The sequence below is a fragment of the Amycolatopsis sp. GM8 genome, from assembly GCF_021653975.1.
Classification (GTDB): Bacteria; Actinomycetota; Actinomycetes; order Mycobacteriales; family Pseudonocardiaceae; genus Amycolatopsis_E.
Map to the genome: position 1 here is coordinate 165,284 of NZ_JAJKFK010000008.1, position 22,573 is coordinate 187,856.

A 22,573-nucleotide genomic window follows, 5' to 3' on the forward strand; every position below is an offset into this window, starting at 1 on the left:
ACTCCTGAATTGGGTGTGTTAGTGCGTTCCGCTCAGGCAAGAGGGACAACCCGGCAGGCGCTCACCGTGATGGAGGAACTTCTTGTGGCGGGCCTCTTCTTCGAGCGGAGCAGGTAGGTCCGCGGTCAAGAGCGGCTGCTCCGGGAGCGCGTCGAGATCCACCAGGGCGCCATCCTTGATGACGGCGTGGATGCTCTGGTAGTTCTTGGCGCTCTGCAACGGATCCTTGTCGAGCACCACCATGTCGGCGATCTTGCCTGCTTCGAGTGTGCCGAGATCGTCGTCGACTTTGTACGCCTTCGCGATGTTGCGGGTCGCCGCGTGCAGCAGGGCCATCGGTGACATGCCCTTCTCTTCCATGGCCCGGAGCCAGACGAAGTGACCTGTCGCCATTCGGCCCAGGCCTTCGTCCTCGGGCAATCCCATCCAACTACCCTTGAGCATCGGCTCGTTCATGACTTCCGGAGCCAAGATGCCTCCGTCATTGGCGAGCAGAATGGTCGCCCCGGAGTTGATGAGGTTGCGGGCGTTGGCGTCCGAGGCCTTCCACATCGTCCACTCGAAGTCCGAAATGGACTCCTTCAGGACCTTCAGGCCGTTGTCGGTCAACGGAAAGACGACGGCGCCGCAGTTGCCCCGCGCGAAGAGTTCGAGGGTCTCGCGGGGGATCTCGGTCGGTCCCGTCATGTTGCAATGCTGGACGAGGTCACAGCCCGCCTCGATCGCTATTCGCAAGCCCTCGACCGATCCCGTGTGGGCCTGTGCGGTCACCCCGGCACGATGGGCTTCCTCGACGATGGCGCGCTGCGTGCGCTCCGAGAATTCGATGAAGGCGCCGGCTGAGGTCCCGCCATGTTCGTTCGAGGCGTACTTGACGAAGTCGATTCCGCGCTCGATGTACGTGCGAACCTCTTTGCCGACCTCCTCGGGTGTCAACCACATCAGATGCCGGCCGGTGTTCTCCACCCAGGTCGCATTCACCCGGTCGACGAAATTGGTGCTTCCCACTCCCGGGATCCGCTTGTCGAAATCATCGGAGAACGGGCCCTCGAATCCGATGATGTTGCCCGCGCAGCGAATACGACTGCCCGGGACGAGGCCCTGATCGATCCGGTCGCGGACCGCCATGAGCGCACGTCGTGGCCCCCAGGTGTCGAAGACGGTGGTCATGCCGCTCTTCAGAGCGACCTGTGCGGACTCGGTGATCAGCTCTTCGTAGCGCCCTTCATACTTTACGAGCGTCTCGAAGAGGGCGCTGACCAGGAGATGCACATTGGCGTTCAGTAGCCCGGGAATGATGAACTTCCCGCTGTAGTCGATGGTTTCGGCGTCCGCCGGAATCGGCAGGTCGCCGGGCCGGCCGATGGCCACAATGCGGCCGTTCTCGGTCAGGATCGCTTGACCTTCGACGCCCTTGTCGGAAACACCGTCGATGACGGTCGCGCCGGTCAACAGCAGTGACATTGTCTTCCTTCCTGGTGGGCTGCCTCCGGTTTCCCGGACGCAGCAAGTCGAATGGTCAATAGCGTCATACGCTGGCGATGCGCCGGGGAAGTGCGAGGCTCGCGGCGAGTGCCCCGACGCCGACCACGATCGATATGACGAAGATCGTGCCGAAGGCGGACCAGGTGGGCAAGGGCGTCCCCGTGATGAGGTCGCTCGCGAGGATGCTGCCCGACACCTGCGCGCCCAATGTCCCGCCCACGGAGCGCACGACCAGGATGAAGCCGCTCGCACTGGCCACCCGCTCCGCGGGCACCGACGACGACACGATGTTCATCGCCTGGGTGAGCCCGATGCCGATGCCCAGTCCGGCCAGTCCCGAGGAAAGCGCCAGCATGGTGCCGTCGTGACGAGCGAGGAACAGGACTGCCGAGGAGGCCACGATCGGCACGCAGGACAGCACCATCACCGTCTTGGCGCCGAGTAGCCGTTCCAGCCGTCCGGTCAGGGTCGCCGAGGCGGCGCCGATCAGTCCCAGGGGGAGCAGGAGCAAGCCCGCCGTGGTCGGCGTCCCGCCGAGCCCGTAACCGGCGAGCGGTGGCGCGGCCACGATCGTCGGGAGAGAAAGGAAGACCGCGTACGTCGCCCAGCCGGCGGTGAACGCGACCACGCAGGTGACGATCACGGCTTTCCCGCCGACCCGAAGGTCGACCAGTGGTCGCTCGAGCCTCCGTTCGACCACTGTGAACGCGACCAGCAGCGCCACCCCCACAGCGGCGAGCACGAGGAACTTCGCCGACGACCATCCCCACGAGGGAGCCTCGGTGAGACTGATGAGCACCGCGAACAACCCGGCGCTGAGCAGAACCGCGCCCGCCCAGTCGACCTTGCCGTCGCCGCCGGCCGGAGTGGAGGGAAGCACCGCCGCGGCCACGAGGCCGAGGAGTACCAGCGCGGCCAGCGGGAGCCAGTAGAGCCAGTGGTACGACAGGACGGTCAACAGCGGGCCGGACACCAGCACGCCGGCGACCGAGCCCAGCCCGGACATGCCGATGATCAGCCCATTGCCGGTCCGCGCTTTCTCGGCGGACTGGGTGTCTCGCAGGATGCCGATCGCCAGCGGGGCGAAACCGAGCCCGGCACCTTGGAGGACCTGACCGATCGCGAGCACGACGATCGAATTGGCGATGGCGCTGAGGAGCACTCCGGCCAGGACCACCCCCCACACGACGAGGAAGACCGTTTTCTTGTTGTGGATATCGGCCAGTCGTCCGATCAGCGGAGTGCAGACCGCGCCGGACAGCAGCAGCCCGGTGAAGACCCAGGTGATCGAAGCGGTGGACGCGCCCACGCCTTGCTGGATCAGCGGCAGCGCCGGAACGAGCATCGATTCGAGCAGGTTCAGGACGAGTACCAGGCCGCCGAGGATGACCGTGGCGAGAGATCCGGTTCTGACTTGCGTTCCGACGGTGAGTGGGGACGTCGACATTGACAGCCTCCTGAGGAGAGAGCGAACTGGTGGGGGGTGGGGACCAGATACGGCTGCGGAACGGAACTTGCGGGTGTCGATCAGCTGATCTTGGGGAGGAAGCGGAGCCCGGTGTGGATGCCGTGCGGTCGTCCGGGCACCGGAGGGAGGTCGGCGAGTTGGGTGATCCGGCCGTAGAAGCCGGCCGCGGTTCGCGGGTCGGCCTCTTCGGGCACGAAGAGGCCGGGGGCCGCCGGCACATAGGTGGCGCTGGACGAGCTGGGCGCTCCGTAGGCGCCCAGGATGCGTTCCAGTTCCTCGTCGTAGAACGGGGCAGTCGTGTGCACGAGCAGCTTGCCGTCGCGGACACTGATGTTCTTGTTGATGTGGAAGGCGGCGTACTCGCCGCCCATTGCGGGGTCGATCTGTGCAGGGGCTCCGCTGAATGACGCGGCGGCCTGCTGCCCGGTGAGGTGCTCGACGACGGTGGTGTGCAGCGTGTCATTGAGCAATGCGTTGGAGCCGCTGACGAAACTGACGATGACGGCGTCGTGTTCGGGGACGATGCAGAAGCTCGACGTGCCTCCCGGGGAACCGCCGCCGTGCCAGGCAGCCGTCGTCCCGGCGATGGGATCCAGCCACCAGCCGAGGCCGATAGGCGGCGCCGAGGGGAGCCCGAGGTCGAAGGTCGGGGTTAGCATCGCCGCCGCGAGCTCCTGCGACAGCACCCGCTCGCCAGTAGGGGCGAGGCCACCGGCCAGGTGCATGCGGCCGAAAGCGATCATGTCGTCGACCGTCACGATCGGTGTCGCGCCGGCCCCGGCGGCGGATTCGGGCAGGCTGAACATCGACGTGGCCCGCAGTGCGCCTGGTTCGTCGGCCGGGAGCGCGCCGATGGCGGTGCGGCGCAAGAACGCCTGGGTTTGCACCGCGGTGGCGTCGTTCATGCCGCACGGGTCGAAGAGCTCGGTCTGGATTGCCGTCTCGTAGGGAAGCCCGGTTTGCTCCTCGATGATCCGTGCGGCGAGGACGAAGCCGGGGTTGGAGTAATGAATGCCCGTGCCCGGCTCGAACAGGCAGCCGAAGTCACGCAGCTGGGCGACGTAGGACTTGGTGGCGTCGCGGCCTCGTACGCCGGAGGGCATCAGGTCGTCGGAGTCGATGCCGTTGGTGTGGTTGACCAGCATCCGCACGGTGATCGCGTCGGCGGCATCGGAGTCGGCGAGAATGAACTCGGGAATGTACCGGCGGGCCGGTGCGTCCAGATCCACGGTGCCGTTGTCCACCAGCCGCAGCAGGGCGGTTGTCGTGAGCACCTTGGTGACCGAGCCGAGCAGCCATCCGGTGTCGGTGGTGAATTCCTGGCCCGTATTGAGGTTCGCACTGCCGTGCGCGAGCGAGAACTGGTCGCCGCCCACCGCGACGCCGATCACCGCCCCGGCGACACCGGTCGCCGCGGATTGGGCGTCGAGGAGTTCGGCGATGTCCTTGCGCAATGAATCCAGATCAGCCATGGGATTTTCCTTATGACGGGCAGTGAGTGGGAAGGGAAAGCACGTCCGGTTAGCGCCATACGGCCGCGGCGACGCGGCGGAAGTTCTCCCCGAGGATCGCGCGCACGTCGGAATCGCTGTACCCGTGCCGGGTCAGGACCTCCGAAAGCTCACGCAGCTGGCGTGGATGAACGAACCCGATCGGTGCCCCGTCGCTCGGCAGGTAGTTGCCGTCGGCCGGGAAGGAGTCCGGGTCGTCTTTGATGAAACCGTTGGCCTCGGCCTGGTCGAACACGTAGTCCAGGCCGATCCCGACGTGGTCGATTCCCGCGACGCCCACCGCGTAGTCGACCGCCCGGAAGAGATCCTCGGTCGCCGTGACGTTGTCCCCGAGGAAGATCCCGACGCCGTTGATGCCGATGACACCGCCGGTCCGGGCGCATTCCCGCAGCTGGTCGTCGTCGATGTTGCGAGGATGCCGGTGGACGCCCGACGGGACCGAGTGGGAGAAGATCACCGGCGACGTCGAGTGCTCGAACAGATCGAAGGTGGTCCGGCGAGCGCAGTGGGTGGCGTCGACGACCATCCCGACGCGGTTCATTTCACGCACCACATCGCGGCCGAAGGCGGTCAGGCCGTCCTCCGGATCGCCGTGACAGCCACCGCCGGCCCGGTTCGGCACGTTGTAGGCGATCAGCATGGTGCGGACACCGAGCTGGTAGTAGGTCTCGACCAGGCCGACCTTGCCGTCCAGCCCCTCGGTGCCTTCCAGATCGAAGGCCACGGCCAGTTTTCCCGCTTCCTTGGCCTTCGACACTTCCTGGGCGGTTCCGGCGAGCGTTGTCCAGGAGGGGTTGTCGAGAATCTGCCCGCGGAAGTTCATCAATGTCTCGAGCGTGTCCTGCCACGGACCGTCCATTCCGACGTTCACGGAGACGAAATCGAACCCGGCCCGGACGTACTCGTGCAGGTCGTCGATCGTGGAATTCCGGTGCAGGGGAAGGCAACCGTGCTGGTCCCAGACCAGCGCCGCATCGAAGCCGGGAGTGTTCTCGGTGATCATCCGCTTTGCCTCCGGCTCTTCGGGAATCGCTGGGGTGAGAACGGCCGCAGGACACCGGGGGACCTGCCCGTGATCATGAACTCGGCGAGCGCTTCCCCCGTCGCCGGAGCGAGGGTTATCCCGAGCATGGCGTGCCCGGTGGAGACATAGACGTTGTCGTAGTGGGCCGATTTGCCGATGACCGGAAGGCCGTCGTAGGTGAGGGGACGCATCCCGCTCCAGACGTCCTCCATCGGCCCGGAGGCCCAATCACCCAGGTAGGCCTGGGCCTGCTTGGCGATCGAGCTGACCTTGCGCCGGTGGATCCGTTCGTTGAGACCGCTCAGTTCCATCGTCCCGGCGACGCGGGTGCTGTCCTGATAGGAGCTGACTCCGATCTTCGACTCGCCGAAGTACAAGGCGTGCTTCGGCGGGGTCTCCGGGCGCAAGGTGAAGCTGTATCCCTTGGCCCCCTGTACCGGCACGTTCAGGCCGAGCTTGCGGGCCAGCGGGTTCGTCCATGCTCCCGCGGCCAGCAGGACTTGGTCGGTCTCGATGCGTTCTCCGTGCGAGAGCGCGGCCACGACCCGGTTGCCCCTGGTCTCGAAACCGGTGACTTCACGATGTTCGTGGATGACCGCGTTGTTGTCGCGCAACCGGTCCGCGAGCCCCCGGGTGAGCGTCTGCGGGTCCACGTGTCGTTCGGCCGCGAGCAGGAAACCGGCCGACACCCGTGGCGAGAGAGCCGGCTCGAGTTGCCGTATAGCGGACGAGTCGAGGGGGACTTCGGGCACGTCATAGCCGAACTTGGTCAGCTCCCGCAGTGCCGCGAGCTCGTGCTCCGCGCCGCTCTCGGTCAGGAAGGCGAACAACAGGCCGCTCTTCCACATCGAGAACTTGACCTCGTCCTTGAGTAGTTCGTCGAAGAGCGGCATCGTCCTCAGGTTGAGCTCCGCCATCGCCGCCAGCCCCGCTTGGTGATCGCGGCGGTTGCAGTACCTCCAGAAGCGCCACAACCACAGCGTCAGCGCCGGATCGAACCGGGGCGGGATGAACAACGGCGAGCTCGGTCTGACGATGTTCCGCAGGCTGTAGCTCCGGACGCCCGGAGCCGGAATCGGGGCGGACAGCGCTGGCGTGATCCAGCCGGCGTTGCCGCGCGAGGCCGCGTCGCCGACCTGGCCACGTTCCAGGATGACGACGTCGGCGCCCTCGCGCCGCAGGAAATACCCGGCCGCGAGCCCGATGGCGCCGCCACCCACGATGACTACTCGCTCACTGACTGGCATGGCGTCCCTGACACTCCATAGTTCTCGTTGAGATTTCTTCATTCTGTTGAAAATGTCTCGGCTGTCAAGCCCCCTCCGCGGGTTCAGGTGCTCAGCTGCGCCGGCCGTCGCGGAACAGGCTCGCTGCTACGATGACCAAGGCCGTGGGTCAGAGCAGACGCAAGCACGCGTCTTCTTCTGACTCCCCAATCGTCGAGTCGGAGTGTTCAAGTCTCATGGTGCGGAGGACCGAAGAGGAACCCGCCGTGACCCCTCCCAACGAGGAACGGCAACGACGCCTCGGGGAACGACTTCGCCGGCTCCGCCACCTTCGTAAACTGACCATCGAGCAGGTAGCCGGCGAAGTCGACCTGTCCATGTCCTTTCTGAGCATGCTCGAACGCGGGCAGGCGGACATTTCGCTTTCGCGATTCTCCCGGTTGGCGGATTTCTACAAGATCAGCGCCAGCGAACTGCTCGTCGAGGACGAGACCGGTGCTGGTCCGACCATTGTCGAACCCGAGCGCTTGCAGCTGATCGATCGCGGCGAGGGCGTCACGTATCGGCTCCTGCAAAGCGACTACTCCGGTGCGCAGGCCGTGCTTGTCACGCTCGAGCCGGGCGCGTCGTTCCGCGACGTTCTGGCACACAAGGGCCGCGATTTCGGATGGGTGATCTCCGGTGAGCTTGTTTTGCTCTACAGCGACCGAGAGTATGTCATCGAAGCGCGGCAATTCGTGGAATACGACGCCAGCAAACCGCATGCGCTCCGCAACGATGGTGAACAGCGCGCGGAGATGATCGCATTCATGAATTCGCCCTACTGGTAGGACGGGACGCGTTCAGCCCGGAGCGACAGCAGCGAAGAGGCGAACAGCAGCACGGCGATGAGGATCGACACCGCGGTGATCGCAGCCGTCGACCCGTACGCGCCGGCGGCCGAGTAGTAGATGCCCCCGATGATCGCGACCGAGAGGGCGGCGCTGATCTGCAGGGTCGCGTTGACCAGACCGCTGGCCAGGCCGGCGAACGCGCGCGGGATGTGGGTGACCGTGATGCGGATCAGCGAAGGCAGGGCGAGCCCCTGACCGAAGCCGATGAGCGCCAGCGGTGCGGCGGCCCACGGTGTCCGGCCGAGCGTGGCGACGAGCACGGCGAACGCGAGGAAGTCGATGGTTTCCAGGCACAGGCCCAGGGCGGCGATCCGGCGCGGCATGACCCGCATCAGGTGCGGCACGGTCAGCGGTCCGATCAGGAAACCGATGCCCAGCGGCAGGATGTCCAGGCTCGCCTGGAGCGGGGTGCGGCCGGCGGCCTGCTCGTGTTCGGAGAAGATCAGGAAGAACGCGGCGATCGAGTAGAACAGGGCGACCGACACCAGTGCGATCCGCACGCCAGGCGCGGTGAGTGCTTTGGGTGGTATCAGGGGCATGACGCGATGTCCGCCGAGGGTGGACTCGTAGCGCCAGAACCGGTACAGCAGGCCGGCGGCGACGACGAGCAGAACGAAGCACCACGTGGGCCAGTCCAGGGCGCGCCCCTCGACCAGCGGGATGACGATCCCGGCCAGACCGGTGAAGAGCAGGACGGCGCCGACCCAGTCGAGTTTCTCCGCGCCCCGGGTGTGCGGGTCGCGCAGGAACAGGCTGCCCAGCAAGGCAAGGGCGGCGACGGGCAGGTTGATGAGGAAGATCGCCCGCCAGCCCAGGCCCCAGACATTGGCGGTGACGAGGAGTCCGCCCAGGGACTGGCCGATGACGGCGGCGAGTCCGACGGTCGCACCGTGGAAGCCCAGGGCGATCGTCTGCTCCCGGCCATCGAGGCTGGCGCGGATGAGCGCCAGGGACTGCGGCGCCATCAATGCGGCGGTGAGACCTTGCAGGATGCGCCCGGCGACAAGCAGCCACGGCTCGCCGGCCGAACCGCACAGCAGCGAGGCAAGCGCGAACCCGATGAGGCCGACGAGAAAAGCTCGCCGTCGCCCGTACAGATCGCCGAGACGGCCACCGAGTGTGAGTGCCACGGCGTAGGTGGCGGCGTAACTGGCCACGATCTGCTGGCCCAGACTGTCGCCGCCGCCGAGGTCGTCCTGAATCGAAGGGATGGCGAGATTGACGATGAAGAAATCCAATGGCGGCAACAATGTGCCGGCCAGCAGCGTGACTACGCCCACCCACGTACGGGCCGAGGTACGTGCTGTCAAAGTCGAAGTCACTGCTGCCCCCAAGGGGCCAGAAGCGCGTCGGCGGAACGCTGCATCTTTTCGGCGGACACGCCATCGCGTGCCTGAGTGGAGATGCCCATGAGGTACCCGTAGATGAGGCCGGCTATGGCCTCCGCGTCCGTCCCCGGCGGCAGCACACCTTCGGCGATCGCCTGCCGGACCCTTTCCAGGACGCGGGAGCGGGTGACATTGCGGCGCTCCGCCACCATTTGGTAGACCGGGTCGTCCGTTTCCGAGGTCGGGGCGGCCAGCACCATCATGCAGCCCAGCGGGTGCTCCTTATCGGTCTGCATCGCGATGGACCGGCTCAGGGTCTGCCTGACGGCTTCCCTCGGATCCAGCGACGCATCGGTCAGCGGGTCGAGGACGCGCCCGTACGTCGCGCGATAGTGCGCGATCGCTTCGGCGAACAATTCAGCCTTGCTGCCGAACAATTGGTAGAAGCTCGCCGACGGCATGGCGCCCATCGCCGCACGCAATTCCGCGACGCCGGTCGCCTCATAACCCCGCTGCCAGAACACGCGCACGGCGATCTCCAGAGCTGGTTCCCGCTCGAACTTGCGGGGCCGTCCCCGCCCGCGTCGCGCGGCGTCATTGGTTGAGTCCATATTTAAAGACTACTCGATCTAAAAATTGGCGGCAAGCTCGCCGAATGAATCAGTCGGCTTTATGGCCGCTCCGCAGTTCCAACACCTGCGACGCGGCGCCATGAGGCCACACCGCCGGAATTGGGCGGCGCGTGGCGTCCTCCGGTGTGTCGCCGACACAGTGGATGTGCGTCCGGGGACGCGGGCATTTCCGGCACGGGCGGGATCTTGCTCGCCACGCCGGATATGACGACGTCAATAGCTGAAGGAGACACCGCGAAACCGGACCGGGATGAGGTCGGTGTAGCGAACAATGTCACTCATCACAGCCTCGCTCTCCGGCGAACCGAATGCCGCGATGGCGGCCTGTTCGTCGCGGAATTCGTTCACCGCTACCACCACAATGTCTCCCTCACCCTTCGGGTAGACGGCGGTGCTGGACACCAGACCGTACTGTTCCCAGGCTTTTCGTACCAAGGGGAGATGCTCGGCGACGAAGTAGTCATGATCGAACCGGAATTCTTTTCCATTCGACCTGTAGATGACGAAGACGGTTTCCTTGTTCTCATTGTCCACGTTGACGACAGTAATGCGGGCCGGCTCCCGGAGCATGGGTGCAGTGCACCCACGTTGGCCGAACGAACGCGCCGGTCAGTCCTGCTGGTCCGTCGGCCGGATCAGGACCTCGTTCACGGCGACGTGGCGCGGCCTGGTGACGATGAAGGCGATGGTGTCCGCCACATCCGCGGGTCGCAGACGCTCCATTGTGGAGTAACGCTCGTACATCCGCTCCTGGACCTCGGGGCGGTTCTGCAGCGGCAGCTCGGTCGCCACCGCACCGGGCTCGACGAGCGAAACGCGCAGGTGGCGTTGTGTGACTTCCCTGCGGAAGGCTTCCCCGAAGGCGGTCACCGCGTACTTGCTGGCGTTGTAGACACCGCCGCCACCTCGGACCACCCGGCCCGCGGTGCTGCTGACCAGGACGAGGTCGGTGACTTCGCGGGGGCCGCCGGCCGCCGCCTCCAGCAGGTGCGGGGCGGCCGCGTGGGCGGTGTACATGAGCCCGAGTGTGTTGAGTTCGATCATCCGGCGCCAGTCGGTCGTGTCGGCACCCGTGATCGGCCCGAGGATCATGACGCCCGCATTGGCGACCACGGTGTCGAGGCGGCCGTACGTCTCGACGGCGCGGGCGACAACGGCGTGGGCCTGCCCTTCGTCCGTGATGTCGGCGCCCACGGCCAGCGCGTGGCCACCGGTGCTTTCGATCTTTTCGACGAGTGCGTCGAGACGGTCGGCCCGCCGGGCCACGACGGTCACCCGTGCGCCGAGCGCGGCCAGCGCGAGCGCGGTGCCCTCGCCGATTCCGCTACTGGCTCCGGTGATGAGGGCGACTGTGCCGGCGAGGGGGCCACTGGCCGCGCTGTGCGGATGACTGGTCATGAGGTCGACGGTATGAGCGCTCCGACCGGCGCGGGAGGGAGCGCTACGCCCACCCGGCTGAGACCGGCCTGGAAGGCTTCACCCGGCCGCGGCGCCCGCACCAGCGAGCGCGAAGTCGATCAGCGCGTCGATGTAACCCGCACTGCTGTCCTGCATCTGCTTGAACAGTTCCGGCGGTGTGGAGAGCACATGGTTGATGATCGCGCCGATCAGCGCGTCGAGGAGGATGGTCGGGGACGTGTCCTCAGGAAGTTCGCCCCGGGCGGCCGCCTCGTGAACGAGTGCCCGGGTCTCCAGGAACATCGGCGTCGCCTGCTGCTTGCGCCAACGCTCTTCCAGTCCCGGCACATAACGACATTCGACGTAGAGCCGCAGATAGGCAAGCCCGCCCGTGCTGGTGAAGAAGTCGAAGAGCGCATGCACGATGGAGGTCAGGTCGGCGCGCAGTTCGCCGTGGCTGGGGGAGGAGCGCTGAGCGTTGAGATCCGCCATGCAGTCCAGGAGTAAATCTTCCTTGCTCGACCAGCGAAGGTAGAGGGCCGCTTTGCCGACCTTCGCGTGATTGGCCACGTCGTCAAAAGTGAGGCCGGCCCATCCGACACGCGCATAGAGCTCGACCACAGCCTGCGTGACACGCGCGTCGACGCTGGGATCGCGGGGCCGGCCGCGTCGAGGACGCTGCGACGACTCGTGAAGCGCGGACACCGGACAAGTGTAGAGCACGATCAAAAGTCGACCAGCCGAAACTCTATTACGGTCACGTTTCGTCTGTAATACTGTGCTGGCCGACCCGACGGCGTGCCGGCCCGATCGAACGGAAGGACGTCCCCGTGATCGACCTCGACGACATCATCGCGATCGACGTGCACACCCATGTCTGGGCATCGGTGGGTACCCCGAGCGGGCCGACGTCCGAGACCTCGGCAATGGCGCGATACTTCGGGACGGACGCCCGTCCGGCCACGGTGCCGGAAATGGCCCGGTACTACCGCGAACGCAGGATCGCTTGTGTCGCCTTCACTGTCGACGCGAGGACCGAGACCGGCCGGCTGCCGGCGGTCACCAATGACGAGATCGCCGAGCAGGCCGGCGAGAACTCGGACATCGTGATTCCGTTCGCCAGCGTCGACCCCCGCGCGGGTCGGGTCGCGGTCACCGAGGCCCGGCGTTTGGTCGAGCACTACCACGTCAAGGGGTTCAAGTTCCATCCGAACAGTCAGGCCTTCTATCCCAATGATCGTGCGTACTACCCCTTGTACGAGGTGCTCGAGCAGGCCGGCGTGCCGGCTCTGTTCCACAGCGGGCAAACCGGCGTGGGGGCGGGTGTGCCCGGCGGTGGCGGCGTCCGGCTCAAATACTCGAACCCGATGTTCCTCGATGACGTCGCCGTGGATTTCCCCGATCTGCCGATCGTGCTGGCACACCCCTCTTTTCCTTGGCAGGACGAGGCATTGTCGGTGGCGGTGCACAAACCCAACGTCTACATCGATCTGTCCGGCTGGTCACCCAAATACTTTCCGGCCAACCTGATCCATTACGCCAACACGCTGATCAAGGACAAGGTGCTTTTCGGTTCGGACTTTCCGGTGATCACACCGGATCGGTGGCTCGCGGATTTCGAGAAGATCGACATCAAGCCCGAGGTGCGCCCGCTGATCCTCAAAGACAACGCCGCGCGCCTGCTCGGGCTCTCCGAGAAGTGAAAGGGGACTCCGACGTGGACAAGGTGTACGAGTCGCCGGAAGCGGCGATCTCCGACTTGGCCGACGGCGCGTCGATCGCGGTGTCCGGGTTCGGGCAGAGCGCGGGATCGCCGATGAGCCTGCTGGAGGCACTGCACAAACGGGGCAGTCGCGACCTGTGCCTGGTGGGCAACACCATCCCGCCGGGTGCCGGGCCCCTGATCGACGAACGCCGGGTTCGCCACCTGATCATGTCCTTTACCTCGCGAGCGGGCCGGCTCAGCGCGACCGACGAGCTGCTCGCCGACGGAGTCATGACCTACGAACTCGTGGCGCAGGGGACGTTGGTGGAGCGCTTGCGTGCCGCCGGCGCCGGCCTGGGCGCGATCTACACCCCGACGGGGCTGAACACGCCGATCGCCGATGGCAAGGACATCCGGTATTTCGACGGCCGGCCTTATGTGCTCGAAACGGCGCTCAGGGTGGACTACGCGTTCATCGCGGCACATCGCGCGGATCGATCGGGGAACATCGAATTCCGGGCGGCGAACCAGCACTTCGGGCCGAGTTTCGCCAAGGCGGCACGGGTGGCGATCGTCGAGGTTGACGAGATCGTCGAAGACGGCGAGTTGCCGCCGGAGCGCATCGACCTGCCGGGAATCTTCGTGGCACGAGTGGTGCGGACCACGGTGCCGAACACGCTGCCCAAATACGGCCTGAAGCGGCGTCCGGCCGATGTGGCGCGCGAATATCATGGCAAGCCGGGCTGGACCCGGGTGCAGATCGCCGAGCAGGCGGCCCGGCTGCTGCCCGAACCGAGTTACGTGAACCTGGGCCTGGGAATCCCGAGTTACGTGTCCTCGTTCATCAAGGACCGGGACATCGTGCTGCACGGCGAGAATGGCATCCTCGGCTACGGCGACATCGTCGATGACGAGGAAACGTATCCCGACGTGTTCAACGCGACCGGGGTCTCGGTCACGCCACGACCGGGAATCTCGTATTTCGACAGTGTGACCGCCTTCGAAATGGTTCGCAGCGGGCGGGTCGATGTCGTCGTCATGGGCGCCTATCAGGCCGACGCCGAGGGAAGCGTGGCCAATTGGGCAACGCCGGAGATGACCGGCGGGGGCATCGGTGGCGCGATGGATCTGGTGGCCTCGACGCAAGCCGGCGGCAGCGTGATGGTCCTGATGGAGCACTGCGACAGCCAGGGCCGTCCGAAACTGGTACAGCGCTGCACTTACCCACTGACCGGCAAAGCGTGTGTCGACGTCGTGGTCACGGATCTGGCGGTGTTCCGGCGCCGCGACGGTGCGCTCACCATCGAATCAGTGGCACCGGGTTTCACGGCCGAGGAGGTGTGGGCCCTGACCGATATGGAGGCTCACACCCCGCGGACTTAGCCATCGACTGTGAAGGGAATGCGATGAGAGAAGGCCAAGTAGCACTCTTGGCGAAGCAGGGTGAGGAATTCGGCGCCGGCGACTGGTTCGAGGTCAACCAGGAGCGTGTGAACCAGTTCGCTGACGCGACCGACGACCACCAATGGATCCATGTGGATCCCGTACGAGCCGGGGATGGCCCGTACGGCGGCACCATCGCCCATGGCTTTCTGACCCTGGCTCTGGTACTGCGGCTCGCCCGGGGCGTCGGGCCACGCTACGAAGGCGTGAAAATGTCGGTGAACTATGGGCTGAATCGAGTCCGCTTCCCGGCCCCGGTGCCCGTCGGATCGCGAATCCGGGCGCACGTGAAAAACCTGGAAGTGAAGCCGATCGGTGAGAACACCGTGCAGGTGATCAATCAGATCACCGTGGAGATCGAAGGCGGCGCGAAACCGGCCTGCGTCGCCGAATTGATCGGCCGGCACACCTTTTGATGGCCGGCGGCGGAAAGGACAAGAAGTGACAGGACTCTTGGACGGGCAGACGACGATCGTGACCGGGGCCGGCAGTGGCATCGGCCGGGCCGAAGCCCTTGAACTCGCCCGGCAGGGAGCGCGGGTCGTGGTCGCCGATCTCGGTGTCGCGCTTGACGGCTCCGGCGGATCGGCGTCGGTGGCCGACGCAGTGGTCGACGAGATCACCGAGCTGGGCGGTGTCGCCGTCGCCTGCCGAGCGGACGTCGGCGATTGGAACGGGTCGCAACGCGTCATCGACACAGCGATCAGGACGTTCGGCGGCATCGACGTGATCGTGAACAACGCGGGGATCATCCGCGACAAGATGATGTTCAACATGGACGAGGACGACTTCGACGCGGTCATTCGAGTCCATCTCAAGGGAACGTTTTCGATGACCAGGTGGGCTTCCATCTACTGGCGCAAACGGCAGAAGGAGGGCCTGCGGAACGACGCGCGAATCATCAACACGTGCTCGCCGGCGGGCCTTTACGGCAGCGCCGGACAGGCGAACTATTCGGCCGCCAAAGCCGGTATCGCCTGCATGACCATCGGCGCGGCACGCGAGCTCGCCCGCTACGGCGTGACAGCCAATGCCATCTCGCCGGTCGCCGACACCCGCATGACCGCCACTTTGCAGAGCAACGCCACTACCTCGACCACAGACGGCTGGGATCCACGCAGTCCTGACAACGTCGCTCCGTTGGTCGCTTGGCTCGCCAGTGCGGAGTCCGCCGATGTCACCGGCCAGGTCTTCGAAGTCGGCGGTGGCTCCGTGGGAGTCGCGGAGGGCTGGCGTCATGGTCCGACCGCGGACAAGGGCGCGCGTTGGGACCCAGCCGAACTCGGCCCGGTTATGCACAAGCTCGTCTCGGAGGCATACCAGGTTCCGGTCCCAGGTGGGGGCGCGGCTCGATGACGGAGGTAAGCGCCACGACCCGGACAACAGCCGAGGCCTACTTGCAGGCGCTTGCCGCACGGGGGGTGCGACGGATGTTCGTCAACGCGGGCACCGATTTCGCACCCATCGTCGAGGGCTATTTGCGGTTGCGGGAGGAAGGCGCGACCATCCCCGAGGTCGTGGTCTGCGCACACGAAAACCTCGCGGTCGGGATGGCCCACGGTGCGTACCTCGGCGATGGCGGGCCCCAGGTCGTCATGCTCCACACCAATGTGGGCACGGCCAACGCCGTCTGTGGAGCACTCAATGCCGGCCACGCCCGGATACCGATCTTGCTGGTGGCGGGCCGCAGCCCGGTCTTCGAAGCCGGCCCCACGGGCGCCCGCGATTCGGTGATCCATTGGGCGCAGGAAATGTACGACCAAGCAGGCATGCTGCGCGAGGCGGTGAAATGGGACTACGAACTGCGCGGAAGCGAGCAGCTGCATGCCGTCCTTGACCGCGCGTGGGAACTCGCGACCGCCGAACCCCAGGGGCCGGTCTATCTCACTCTCCCGCGCGAAGTGCTGGCACAGCCGATCGTGAGCACCTCGGGACCCACCACGACGTCGAGTCCTTCGCCCACCCATCCCGACCCCGAAGCGATCGAGCGGCTCGCCGACCTATTGGCTGGTGCCGTGTTCCCGGTGATCGTCACGTCCTGGACCGGAGCCGACCCCGCGACGGTGGCGGTGCTGAACGAGATCAGCGACCGGTACGCCATCGGTGTCATCGAAGATCACCCGCGCTACGTCAATGCCGCGGCGGATCTTCCCCTCCACCTGGGATACGCGGTGGACACCGCACTGAAGCACGCAGACGTTCTCTGCGTCACCGACGTCGACGTTCCCTGGGTACCAGGCAAGACGTGTCCGGCTGACCACACCGTCGTGGTCCAGACCGGTCCCGCCCCTCTCTTCGGAGCGATACCGATGCGCTCCCACCGCAGCGATTTTTCCATCACCGCCGCCAATCTGCCCTTGCTGACGGCCCTGCGCGACGCGCTGGCAGCACGCGCCCCGCAGATCGATCCGGCGCGGCGCGACCGGCTGTCCGCGGTCGCCGAGCAGCGCCGCACCCTGCTCCCCGGACTCGCTAGCCAAGCCACCGACGGCCCCATCGACAAGACCTTCCTCAATCTCGCACTGCGCGAGGTCCGGCCGGCCGGGTCGGTCCTGGTCAACGAGTACTGGGCACGGCCAGATCTGCTGCCGAGCGAGGTCGGCGGGTACTTCGGCACGCCGCCTGTGGGCGGACTGGGGTGGGGTCTGCCGGCCGCTCTCGGCCTGCAGATGGCACGCCCCGACGACGTGGTGATCGCCGCCGTGGGGGACGGCGCGTATCTCTTCGCCAACCCGGCAGCCTGCCATCAGGTGATGCGGCGTTATGACCTGCCGGTGCTGACGATCGTTTGCTCCAATGGGCGCTGGGAGGGGGTGCGGTCCGCGACGCTCTCCGTCTATCCCGCCGGGCTGAGCGCAACCGAAGACTCCGGGAATCCGTTCGCCGAGCTGGCGCCATTGCCCGACTTCGAAGCGTACGCACGTGCCTCAGGCGGCTGGGGCGTGCGGGTGTCCGAACGGTCCCAGCTGGCCGACGCGCTCAGGGAGGCGGTCCGGGTCGTTTCCGTCGAACGGCGCCACGCCTTGGTGAACGTCTTGTGCGCATGACAACCACCGTTGTGCGGGGAATTTCGTGAGCCGGGCCGGGTCCTTGCGACGCCCTGAACGTGGTGATACGGTTTTGGTGCTTATCTGAACAGGTCGTGCGATAATCGAACGTCTGTGTAAAGGATGAACCTCATGGCTGATGACATCCGCTTCATAGACACCACCTTCCGCGATGGATCGCAGAGCCTGTGGGCCATGGGAATGCGTTACGGCATGATGGAGCCGATCGCGGCCGATATGGATCGTGCGGGCTTCTTCGCGGTCGAGGTGATATCCAACGGAATCTTCTTCAAAAAGATTGTTCGTGATCTGAAAGAAGATCCTTGGAAGACCCTGCGCATGCTCGGCGAGCGGATGCCGGACACCCTGAAGACCTCCATGGGCGCGATCGGTATCGGTGGCTTGGGTACGAGTGCTCCCCGAGTCGTGCAACGGCTCGCCATCGAGATGCTCGCGGACCTTGTCTCCCCCTACCGAGTGCAGATCGTCTGCAACACAGTTGACCAGCTGGAGCGGTCACTGCCCGAGGACATCCCTTTCATGCGCGCGCATGGCTTCCAGATAGCCCTGGCTCTGTCGTACACGATTTCGCCACGGCACACTGATGATGTGTTCGCGGAGAAGGCGCGCCAAGCCGTTGCCTTCGCTCCCGATGCGCTCTACCTGAAAGATCAGGGCGGTCTGCTGACGGTTGACCGGATCAGGGAACTCGCTCCGCTCCTGCTGAATCTGGCCGGAGACATCCCCGTCGAGCTGCATTCACACTGCACCACGGGTCTCGCGCCGTCGGTCTACGCCGAGGCGATGAAACTGGGCATCCGCTACCTGCACACCGGAGTGCCGCCGGCCTCCGACGGGTCGGCCCAACCCTCCGTGCTGGACACCGCTCGCAACGCGCGGGCATTGGGCTTCAATCCGGTCGTGGACGAGGAATTGGTCTCATCCGTATCGCGCCGGCTCGCCTCGTTCACCAGGCAAGAGGGACTTCCGTTCGGTGAGCCCGTTCGTTACGACGAAGCGCAGTTCACCCACCAGATCCCCGGTGGTGTCATCGCCAATCTGCGCTACCAACTCGACTCCATCGGCATGGCGGATCGGATCGAGGAGGTCAAAGAGGAAAGTGTCCGGATCCGTGCCGAACTCGGGTACCCGATCATGATCACACCGTTCTCCCAGCACATCGTCACACAGGCGGCCACAAACGTCGCGACTGGCGAGCGGTACAAGCTGGTCATCGATGAGCTGATCCGCTTCGCCCAAGGTGCCTTCGGCACCGACTCCGGCTACCCGTGGATGGACCAGGACGTCAAAGACCACATCCTGGCCCTGCCCCGCGCGAAGGAACTCGCGAGCGAGCCGGGGCCGGAAAATGATGACGAGCTCACGCTCCGCGAGGCGAAAGCCCGGTATGGGGACGCGGACATGCGTGACGAGGAAGTCGTGCTGCGAGCACTCATGTCCGGTAGCGGGGAGGTCGAGGCGATGCGTGCGGCCGGCCCGCCGAGGCGGTACACGTCGGGCGACGTTCCCCTCATCAGGCTGCTGGATGAACTCGGCAAACGAAAATCGATTCGCTATCTGGCCATAGAGCGCGGAGGCGAATCCCTTTTCGTGGGACGTACGCATCGATAGAAAGGCGGCGACGGAATGGCAGAGGACCTGAGTTCGCTTGGTGAGGATGAACTGAGCAACCTTGTGCAGGTGATCGAAAGCCTTGAACGCTCGACCTTCGACTTCCTCGAACTCGACTTGCGAGGGATGAAGGTCGTGCTCGGCAAGGGCGATCCGGCCGGCTATGTGCCGCGCCCCAAAGCAGACCCGGTCGCCGCGGTGCCAGCGTCCGCATCACCGCAGGTATCCAGTGAGGCCGCGCCGAGTGCGCCACCGGACAACGCGGAAGAAGGCACCGTCGAGATTCGGTCGCCGATGGTGGGCATGTTCTACGCGCAGCCTGAACCTGGGTCGCCGCCTTACGTTTCTGTGGGCAGCGTCGTGCAGGAGGACACCACAGTCGCCCTGCTCGAAGTCATGAAAATGTTCAACGCCGTTTCGGCGGGCGTCGAGGGCACCGTGACCGCGATCCTGGCCGAGGACAATCAGCTCGTCCAATATGGCCAGCCGCTCTTCCGCGTACGTCGCCATGACGATTGAACGGCTATTGGTGGCGAACCGCGGCGAAATCGCCCTGCGGGTCATCCGGGCCTGCCAAGGCCTGGGCATTTCCACGGTCCTCGCGGTGTCGGAGGCGGACCTGGGCAGTCTGCCGGCCCGTATCGCGGACGAGACGGTGTGCATCGGCCCAGCGCGTTCGTCCGACAGCTACCTGAGTGTGGCCGCGTTGGTCACCGCGGCCACCGGAATGAAGGTGGACGCTCTCCACCCGGGCTACGGGTTCCTTTCCGAGTCTCCGGCTCTGGCAGAAGCCTGTGCCGATGCCGGAATACTTTTCGTCGGCCCTACGGCTGCTCAGATGCGCCTGATGGGCAACAAGCTGGAAGCACGCCGCAGCGCGAGGCAAGCAGGAGTTCCGATGTTGGCGGGCTCCGAACGCGTCGTCGATGCCACGCATGCCGCCGAATTGGCGGCCGACGTCGGTTATCCCGTGATGATGAAAGCCGCGGCCGGCGGGGGAGGGCGTGGCATGAAGATCGTGGCGGATCCCGCCGCGCTACCAACAGCCTTCGAGGCAGCTTCTGCCGAGGCCATGGCGGCGTTCGGCGATTCCACACTCTATCTGGAACGTTACCTCCCGAACGCCCGCCACGTCGAAGTTCAAGTACTGGGAGATCATTTCGGTACCGTCGTGCACGTAGGGGAGCGGGACTGTTCTTTGCAGCGACGCCACCAGAAGCTGGTGGAGGAAGCGCCGGCCCCCGGCCTGCCCGAGGCGTTACGCGCGGAAGTCCGTGACGCGGCAGTGGCGCTTGCCGGCGCGATCGGCTACCGAGGTGCGGGAACAGTCGAGTTCCTCGTCGATCCTGAGGGGGGCGTGTCGTCTTTCCTGGAGATGAACACGCGGATCCAGGTTGAGCACGGGGTGACCGAGGTTGTGAGCGGCATCGATCTGGTCGAGGCGCAGTTGCGGATCGCAGCGGGCGAGAAGCTGTGGTTCAGCCAAGATGATGTGACGCTGCGCGGCCACGCCATCGAGTGTCGTGTCAATGCCGAGGCCGCCGAAGCCGGGTTCCGGCCGAACGCGGGGCGGATCACACGCTTCGACCCGCCGCAGGGGCCCTTTGTCCGCGTGGATACCCACTGTTTCTCCGGGTACGACGTGCCGATCCATTACGATTCGCTGCTGGCGAAGCTGATCGTGTATGGCTCGACCCGCGCGGAGGCATTACGCAGGATGCAGCATGCACTGGACCATTTCGTGATCGAGGGTGTCTCGTCCAACGTCTCGTTTCAACGGTATGCCGTGTCGAGCGCCGAGTTCGACGAGGCGAGAATGACAACGCAACTTGTCGACGAGGAACTCCTTCCCGCCTACGCCGCGGGTTTCTAGGTGGGGAGGCCCGCCCGAATCGTTGAAAGGAGGTCGCCAACGTTGGTGGCCAGCAGTGAAATGTCGGTTCGCACACTCACCATCGACGCCCCGGCGTCGATCATTCGTGCCGCCTCCTGCGGCGACGGTGTCTGTACCCACGTGTGAACCCGGTTGTCCGCCGCGGTGTCGATGATTGACTGAATCGCTTGCCGGTGCCGGTCATCACTGCTGCCGAGCGTCGGGTGGAGGCCCATACCGAGCGCAAGGTCACTCGGCCCGATCATGACGATGTCGACGCCATCAACGGCCACGATCTCGGTGATGTTCTCGTAAGCACTGACTGTCTCGATCATCGGGATGCAGAGTGAGTGAGCGTCTGCTGCCGCGGGTTCCCGCACGGCCCGCCGAATAGTGGCGCGAACAGGCCCCCAGCTGCGGGTGCCTCCGGGTGCGTACCGGCAGGCGGCAACGGCGGCACGTGTCTGCGCGGCGTCGTCCACCATGGGAACGACGATTCCGTCGGCACCCCAATCCAGCAGCCTGCCGAGCAGGCTCGGTGTCTGATCGGGAACGCGTACGAACGCGGCGACAGGACTGTCCAGCAGGACGCGAATACAGTGCGCCGTTGTGGCCGGATCCAGTAAGCCATGTTGCATGTCGAGGACGACGAAGTCCAGTCCGGACTGCGCGAGGACCTCGGTCACGTCAGGGCTGGACATCAATTGCATGGTCCCAATCCTGGGCCGATCCTCGAGCCACTTCGGGTGCATGCTTCGGCCTTTCTCGACTCGTGTCGTGCGCCCGGTGGCGCCTGAGCTGTCGATAGCGATGGTCCGGGCTCCAGACCACGAAGGATTTCGTTGACGTTCGTCGCGGTGCCGGGCTATGGTCTGAGTCACTCCCGTAGATGGAACACCATGTGCGGTAATCGAACAAGGCCTAGCGCCCGCTTGCCTGGAGGTGCAAACTACGTGTTGTCCTTTGCGGCCGAGCGCCTTTTGCGATACGGCGTCGTGCTCTTCCTGGTCACCTTCTGCGGGAGCATGTTGCTGAGCCTCGTCCCCGGCAGCGCGGCCCTGGCCGTCCTCGGTTCCGACGCGTCGCCAGAAGCGATAGCGGACTTCAACACCAAGTACGGCCTCAATCACGCGCTGCCGGTTCGCTATTGGATGTGGTTACGCGGTGTCTTCGAAGGCAATCTCGGTGAGTCGATCAACAACGGGCAGCCCGTGTCCAAGTTGCTGGGCGAGCGGTTGCCCGTCACGCTGGAACTCGCGATACTGGCCATTTTCGTCGCGCTGCTGATCGCGGTGCCGCTGGCCCTCGCGAGCGCCTACCGTGCCGGCGGCATCTTCGACCGTATCGTGCAAAGCCTGACCTCCGGACTCATCGCCATTCCCGAAATTGCGATGGCGCTGTTCCTGGTCCTCATCTTCGCGGTGAAGCTGAACCTGTTCCCGGTGACCGGATGGGTGCCCTTCAGTGAAGATCCGGTGCAGAACCTCCGTTTCGCGGTACTACCGGTGGCAGTGCTGGCGCTGCCTGCCGCCGCCGTGTTCCTCCGGGTGCTTCGAGCCGACGTGATCACGACACTCCAATCGGACTACATCGCCCTGGCGCGTGCGAAAGGGATAAGTACACCGCGGATCCTGTTCAAACACGCGCTCCGGGCATCGTCGTACTCGCTGCTCACCATCGGCGGCCTGCGGCTGGCCTACCTGATCGGCGGAACCGTCGTCGTGGAGGTCATATTCGCGATTCCTGGCGTCGGATCGGCGCTGGTGAGTTCCATCCAGGGTAAAGATCTGATCGTCCTCCAGGGAATTGTCGTGGTCATCGCAAGTGCCTATCTCGTCATCAATTTCGTCATCGACATGGCCTATCGCTTCCTCGACCCGCGAGTCGAGCACTGATGGCGGCCATGAG

Annotated in this window: 21 protein-coding genes; 10 read left to right on the top strand and 11 right to left on the bottom strand. The window is 65.4% G+C overall.

Features of this window, described 5'->3' with window-relative positions; all coding sequences use genetic code 11:
* Positions 1–18: 18 nt before the first annotated feature.
* From LOZ83_RS32010 to LOZ83_RS32030, 5 genes are all read right to left on the bottom strand, one after another.
* A complete protein-coding gene (locus LOZ83_RS32010) occupies positions 19–1,464 on the bottom strand; it encodes an amidohydrolase family protein (protein ID WP_236795489.1) in 1,446 nt (481 codons plus the stop codon).
* A 64-nt stretch (positions 1,465–1,528) separates the two neighbouring features.
* Complete coding sequence (locus LOZ83_RS32015; RefSeq protein WP_236795490.1) at positions 1,529–2,932, bottom strand: MFS transporter; 1,404 nt, start codon at positions 2,930–2,932, stop codon at positions 1,529–1,531.
* Between the two features lie 80 nt (positions 2,933–3,012).
* The gene (locus LOZ83_RS32020; protein WP_236795491.1) at positions 3,013–4,425 is read right to left on the bottom strand and encodes a serine hydrolase; all 1,413 of its coding nucleotides are present in this window, start codon (positions 4,423–4,425) and stop codon (positions 3,013–3,015) included.
* 49 nt (positions 4,426–4,474) lie between these two features.
* On the bottom strand, positions 4,475–5,467 hold the full coding sequence (locus tag LOZ83_RS32025; RefSeq protein WP_236795492.1) for a dipeptidase: 993 nt from the start codon (positions 5,465–5,467) through the stop codon (positions 4,475–4,477).
* On the bottom strand, positions 5,464–6,735 hold the full coding sequence (locus LOZ83_RS32030; RefSeq protein ID WP_236795493.1) for an FAD-binding oxidoreductase: 1,272 nt from the start codon (positions 6,733–6,735) through the stop codon (positions 5,464–5,466). The genes LOZ83_RS32025 and LOZ83_RS32030 overlap by 4 nt, the downstream gene beginning before the upstream one ends.
* Before the next feature lie 245 nt (positions 6,736–6,980).
* Between LOZ83_RS32030 and LOZ83_RS32035 the strand changes: the two genes are divergently transcribed.
* A complete protein-coding gene (locus LOZ83_RS32035) occupies positions 6,981–7,544 on the top strand; it encodes an XRE family transcriptional regulator (protein ID WP_236795494.1) in 564 nt (187 codons plus the stop codon).
* On the opposite strand, the gene LOZ83_RS32040 is transcribed toward LOZ83_RS32035, so the two are convergent.
* The 5 genes from LOZ83_RS32040 to LOZ83_RS32060 all read right to left on the bottom strand — a co-directional run bounded on the left by LOZ83_RS32040 (position 7,535) and on the right by LOZ83_RS32060 (position 11,670).
* Positions 7,535–8,887 carry an MFS transporter gene (locus tag LOZ83_RS32040; RefSeq protein WP_236795495.1) on the bottom strand — a complete coding sequence of 451 codons (1,353 nt, stop codon included), beginning with the start codon at positions 8,885–8,887 and terminating at the stop codon, positions 7,535–7,537. The two genes, LOZ83_RS32035 and LOZ83_RS32040, sit on opposite strands and share 10 nt — an antisense overlap.
* Before the next feature lie 38 nt (positions 8,888–8,925).
* Complete coding sequence (locus LOZ83_RS32045) at positions 8,926–9,546, bottom strand: TetR/AcrR family transcriptional regulator (protein ID WP_236795496.1); 621 nt, start codon at positions 9,544–9,546, stop codon at positions 8,926–8,928.
* Positions 9,547–9,780: 234 nt separating this feature from the next.
* On the bottom strand, positions 9,781–10,101 hold the full coding sequence (locus LOZ83_RS32050) for an EthD family reductase (RefSeq protein ID WP_236795497.1): 321 nt from the start codon (positions 10,099–10,101) through the stop codon (positions 9,781–9,783).
* 75 nt (positions 10,102–10,176) lie between these two features.
* The gene (locus LOZ83_RS32055) at positions 10,177–10,965 is read right to left on the bottom strand and encodes an SDR family NAD(P)-dependent oxidoreductase (RefSeq protein WP_236795498.1); all 789 of its coding nucleotides are present in this window, start codon (positions 10,963–10,965) and stop codon (positions 10,177–10,179) included.
* Positions 10,966–11,043: 78 nt separating this feature from the next.
* Complete coding sequence (locus tag LOZ83_RS32060; RefSeq protein WP_236795499.1) at positions 11,044–11,670, bottom strand: TetR/AcrR family transcriptional regulator; 627 nt, start codon at positions 11,668–11,670, stop codon at positions 11,044–11,046.
* Between the two features lie 128 nt (positions 11,671–11,798).
* Here LOZ83_RS32060 and LOZ83_RS32065 point away from each other — a divergent pair, with 128 nt between their 5' ends.
* The 8 genes from LOZ83_RS32065 to LOZ83_RS32100 all read left to right on the top strand — a co-directional run bounded on the left by LOZ83_RS32065 (position 11,799) and on the right by LOZ83_RS32100 (position 20,665).
* Positions 11,799–12,668 (top strand): amidohydrolase family protein, encoded by an 870-nt coding sequence (locus LOZ83_RS32065; protein ID WP_236795669.1) that lies wholly within the window; start codon positions 11,799–11,801, stop codon positions 12,666–12,668.
* 14 nt (positions 12,669–12,682) lie between these two features.
* Positions 12,683–14,053 carry a 3-oxoacid CoA-transferase gene (locus LOZ83_RS40595; RefSeq protein WP_236795500.1) on the top strand — a complete coding sequence of 457 codons (1,371 nt, stop codon included), beginning with the start codon at positions 12,683–12,685 and terminating at the stop codon, positions 14,051–14,053.
* A 23-nt stretch (positions 14,054–14,076) separates the two neighbouring features.
* Positions 14,077–14,529, top strand: a complete 453-nt coding sequence (locus LOZ83_RS32075; protein WP_236795501.1) for a MaoC family dehydratase — start codon at positions 14,077–14,079, stop codon at positions 14,527–14,529.
* 25 nt (positions 14,530–14,554) lie between these two features.
* On the top strand, positions 14,555–15,469 hold the full coding sequence (locus LOZ83_RS32080) for an SDR family oxidoreductase (RefSeq protein WP_236795502.1): 915 nt from the start codon (positions 14,555–14,557) through the stop codon (positions 15,467–15,469).
* Positions 15,466–17,160 (top strand): thiamine pyrophosphate-requiring protein, encoded by a 1,695-nt coding sequence (locus LOZ83_RS32085; RefSeq protein WP_236795503.1) that lies wholly within the window; start codon positions 15,466–15,468, stop codon positions 17,158–17,160. Before LOZ83_RS32080 ends, LOZ83_RS32085 begins: the two co-directional genes overlap by 4 nt.
* Before the next feature lie 132 nt (positions 17,161–17,292).
* The gene (locus LOZ83_RS32090; protein WP_236795504.1) at positions 17,293–18,792 is read left to right on the top strand and encodes a hypothetical protein; all 1,500 of its coding nucleotides are present in this window, start codon (positions 17,293–17,295) and stop codon (positions 18,790–18,792) included.
* A 15-nt stretch (positions 18,793–18,807) separates the two neighbouring features.
* Positions 18,808–19,311, top strand: a complete 504-nt coding sequence (locus LOZ83_RS32095; RefSeq protein WP_236795505.1) for a biotin/lipoyl-containing protein — start codon at positions 18,808–18,810, stop codon at positions 19,309–19,311.
* Positions 19,301–20,665 carry an acetyl/propionyl/methylcrotonyl-CoA carboxylase subunit alpha gene (locus LOZ83_RS32100; RefSeq protein WP_236795506.1) on the top strand — a complete coding sequence of 455 codons (1,365 nt, stop codon included), beginning with the start codon at positions 19,301–19,303 and terminating at the stop codon, positions 20,663–20,665. Before LOZ83_RS32095 ends, LOZ83_RS32100 begins: the two co-directional genes overlap by 11 nt.
* Here LOZ83_RS32100 and LOZ83_RS32105 read toward each other — a convergent pair.
* Positions 20,662–21,366, bottom strand: a complete 705-nt coding sequence (locus LOZ83_RS32105) for an HpcH/HpaI aldolase/citrate lyase family protein (protein ID WP_236795507.1) — start codon at positions 21,364–21,366, stop codon at positions 20,662–20,664. The genes LOZ83_RS32100 and LOZ83_RS32105 overlap by 4 nt on opposite strands.
* 252 nt (positions 21,367–21,618) lie before the next feature.
* Here LOZ83_RS32105 and LOZ83_RS32110 point away from each other — a divergent pair, with 252 nt between their 5' ends.
* On the top strand, positions 21,619–22,560 hold the full coding sequence (locus LOZ83_RS32110) for an ABC transporter permease (protein WP_236795508.1): 942 nt from the start codon (positions 21,619–21,621) through the stop codon (positions 22,558–22,560).
* The last annotated feature ends 13 nt before the right edge of the window (positions 22,561–22,573 follow it).

Excerpts from the sequence above, each read along its gene's own strand:
- LOZ83_RS32010 (WP_236795489.1), bottom strand. The coding sequence starts at position 1,464 with ATGTCACTGCTGTTGACCGGCGCGACCGTCATCGACGGTGTTTCCGAC.
- LOZ83_RS32095 (WP_236795505.1), top strand. The coding sequence starts at position 18,808 with ATGGCAGAGGACCTGAGTTCGCTTGGTGAGGATGAACTGAGCAACCTT.
- LOZ83_RS32105 (WP_236795507.1), bottom strand. The coding sequence starts at position 21,366 with ATGTCCAGCCCTGACGTGACCGAGGTCCTCGCGCAGTCCGGACTGGAC.
- LOZ83_RS32090 (WP_236795504.1), top strand. The coding sequence starts at position 17,293 with ATGGCTGATGACATCCGCTTCATAGACACCACCTTCCGCGATGGATCG.
- LOZ83_RS32055 (WP_236795498.1), bottom strand. The coding sequence starts at position 10,965 with ATGACCAGTCATCCGCACAGCGCGGCCAGTGGCCCCCTCGCCGGCACA.
- LOZ83_RS32030 (WP_236795493.1), bottom strand. The coding sequence starts at position 6,735 with ATGCCAGTCAGTGAGCGAGTAGTCATCGTGGGTGGCGGCGCCATCGGG.
- LOZ83_RS32020 (WP_236795491.1), bottom strand. The coding sequence starts at position 4,425 with ATGGCTGATCTGGATTCATTGCGCAAGGACATCGCCGAACTCCTCGAC.
- LOZ83_RS32085 (WP_236795503.1), top strand. The coding sequence starts at position 15,466 with ATGACGGAGGTAAGCGCCACGACCCGGACAACAGCCGAGGCCTACTTG.
- LOZ83_RS32075 (WP_236795501.1), top strand. The coding sequence starts at position 14,077 with ATGAGAGAAGGCCAAGTAGCACTCTTGGCGAAGCAGGGTGAGGAATTC.
- LOZ83_RS32025 (WP_236795492.1), bottom strand. The coding sequence starts at position 5,467 with ATGATCACCGAGAACACTCCCGGCTTCGATGCGGCGCTGGTCTGGGAC.
- LOZ83_RS32045 (WP_236795496.1), bottom strand. The coding sequence starts at position 9,546 with ATGGACTCAACCAATGACGCCGCGCGACGCGGGCGGGGACGGCCCCGC.
- LOZ83_RS32100 (WP_236795506.1), top strand. The coding sequence starts at position 19,301 with ATGACGATTGAACGGCTATTGGTGGCGAACCGCGGCGAAATCGCCCTG.
- LOZ83_RS32015 (WP_236795490.1), bottom strand. The coding sequence starts at position 2,932 with ATGTCGACGTCCCCACTCACCGTCGGAACGCAAGTCAGAACCGGATCT.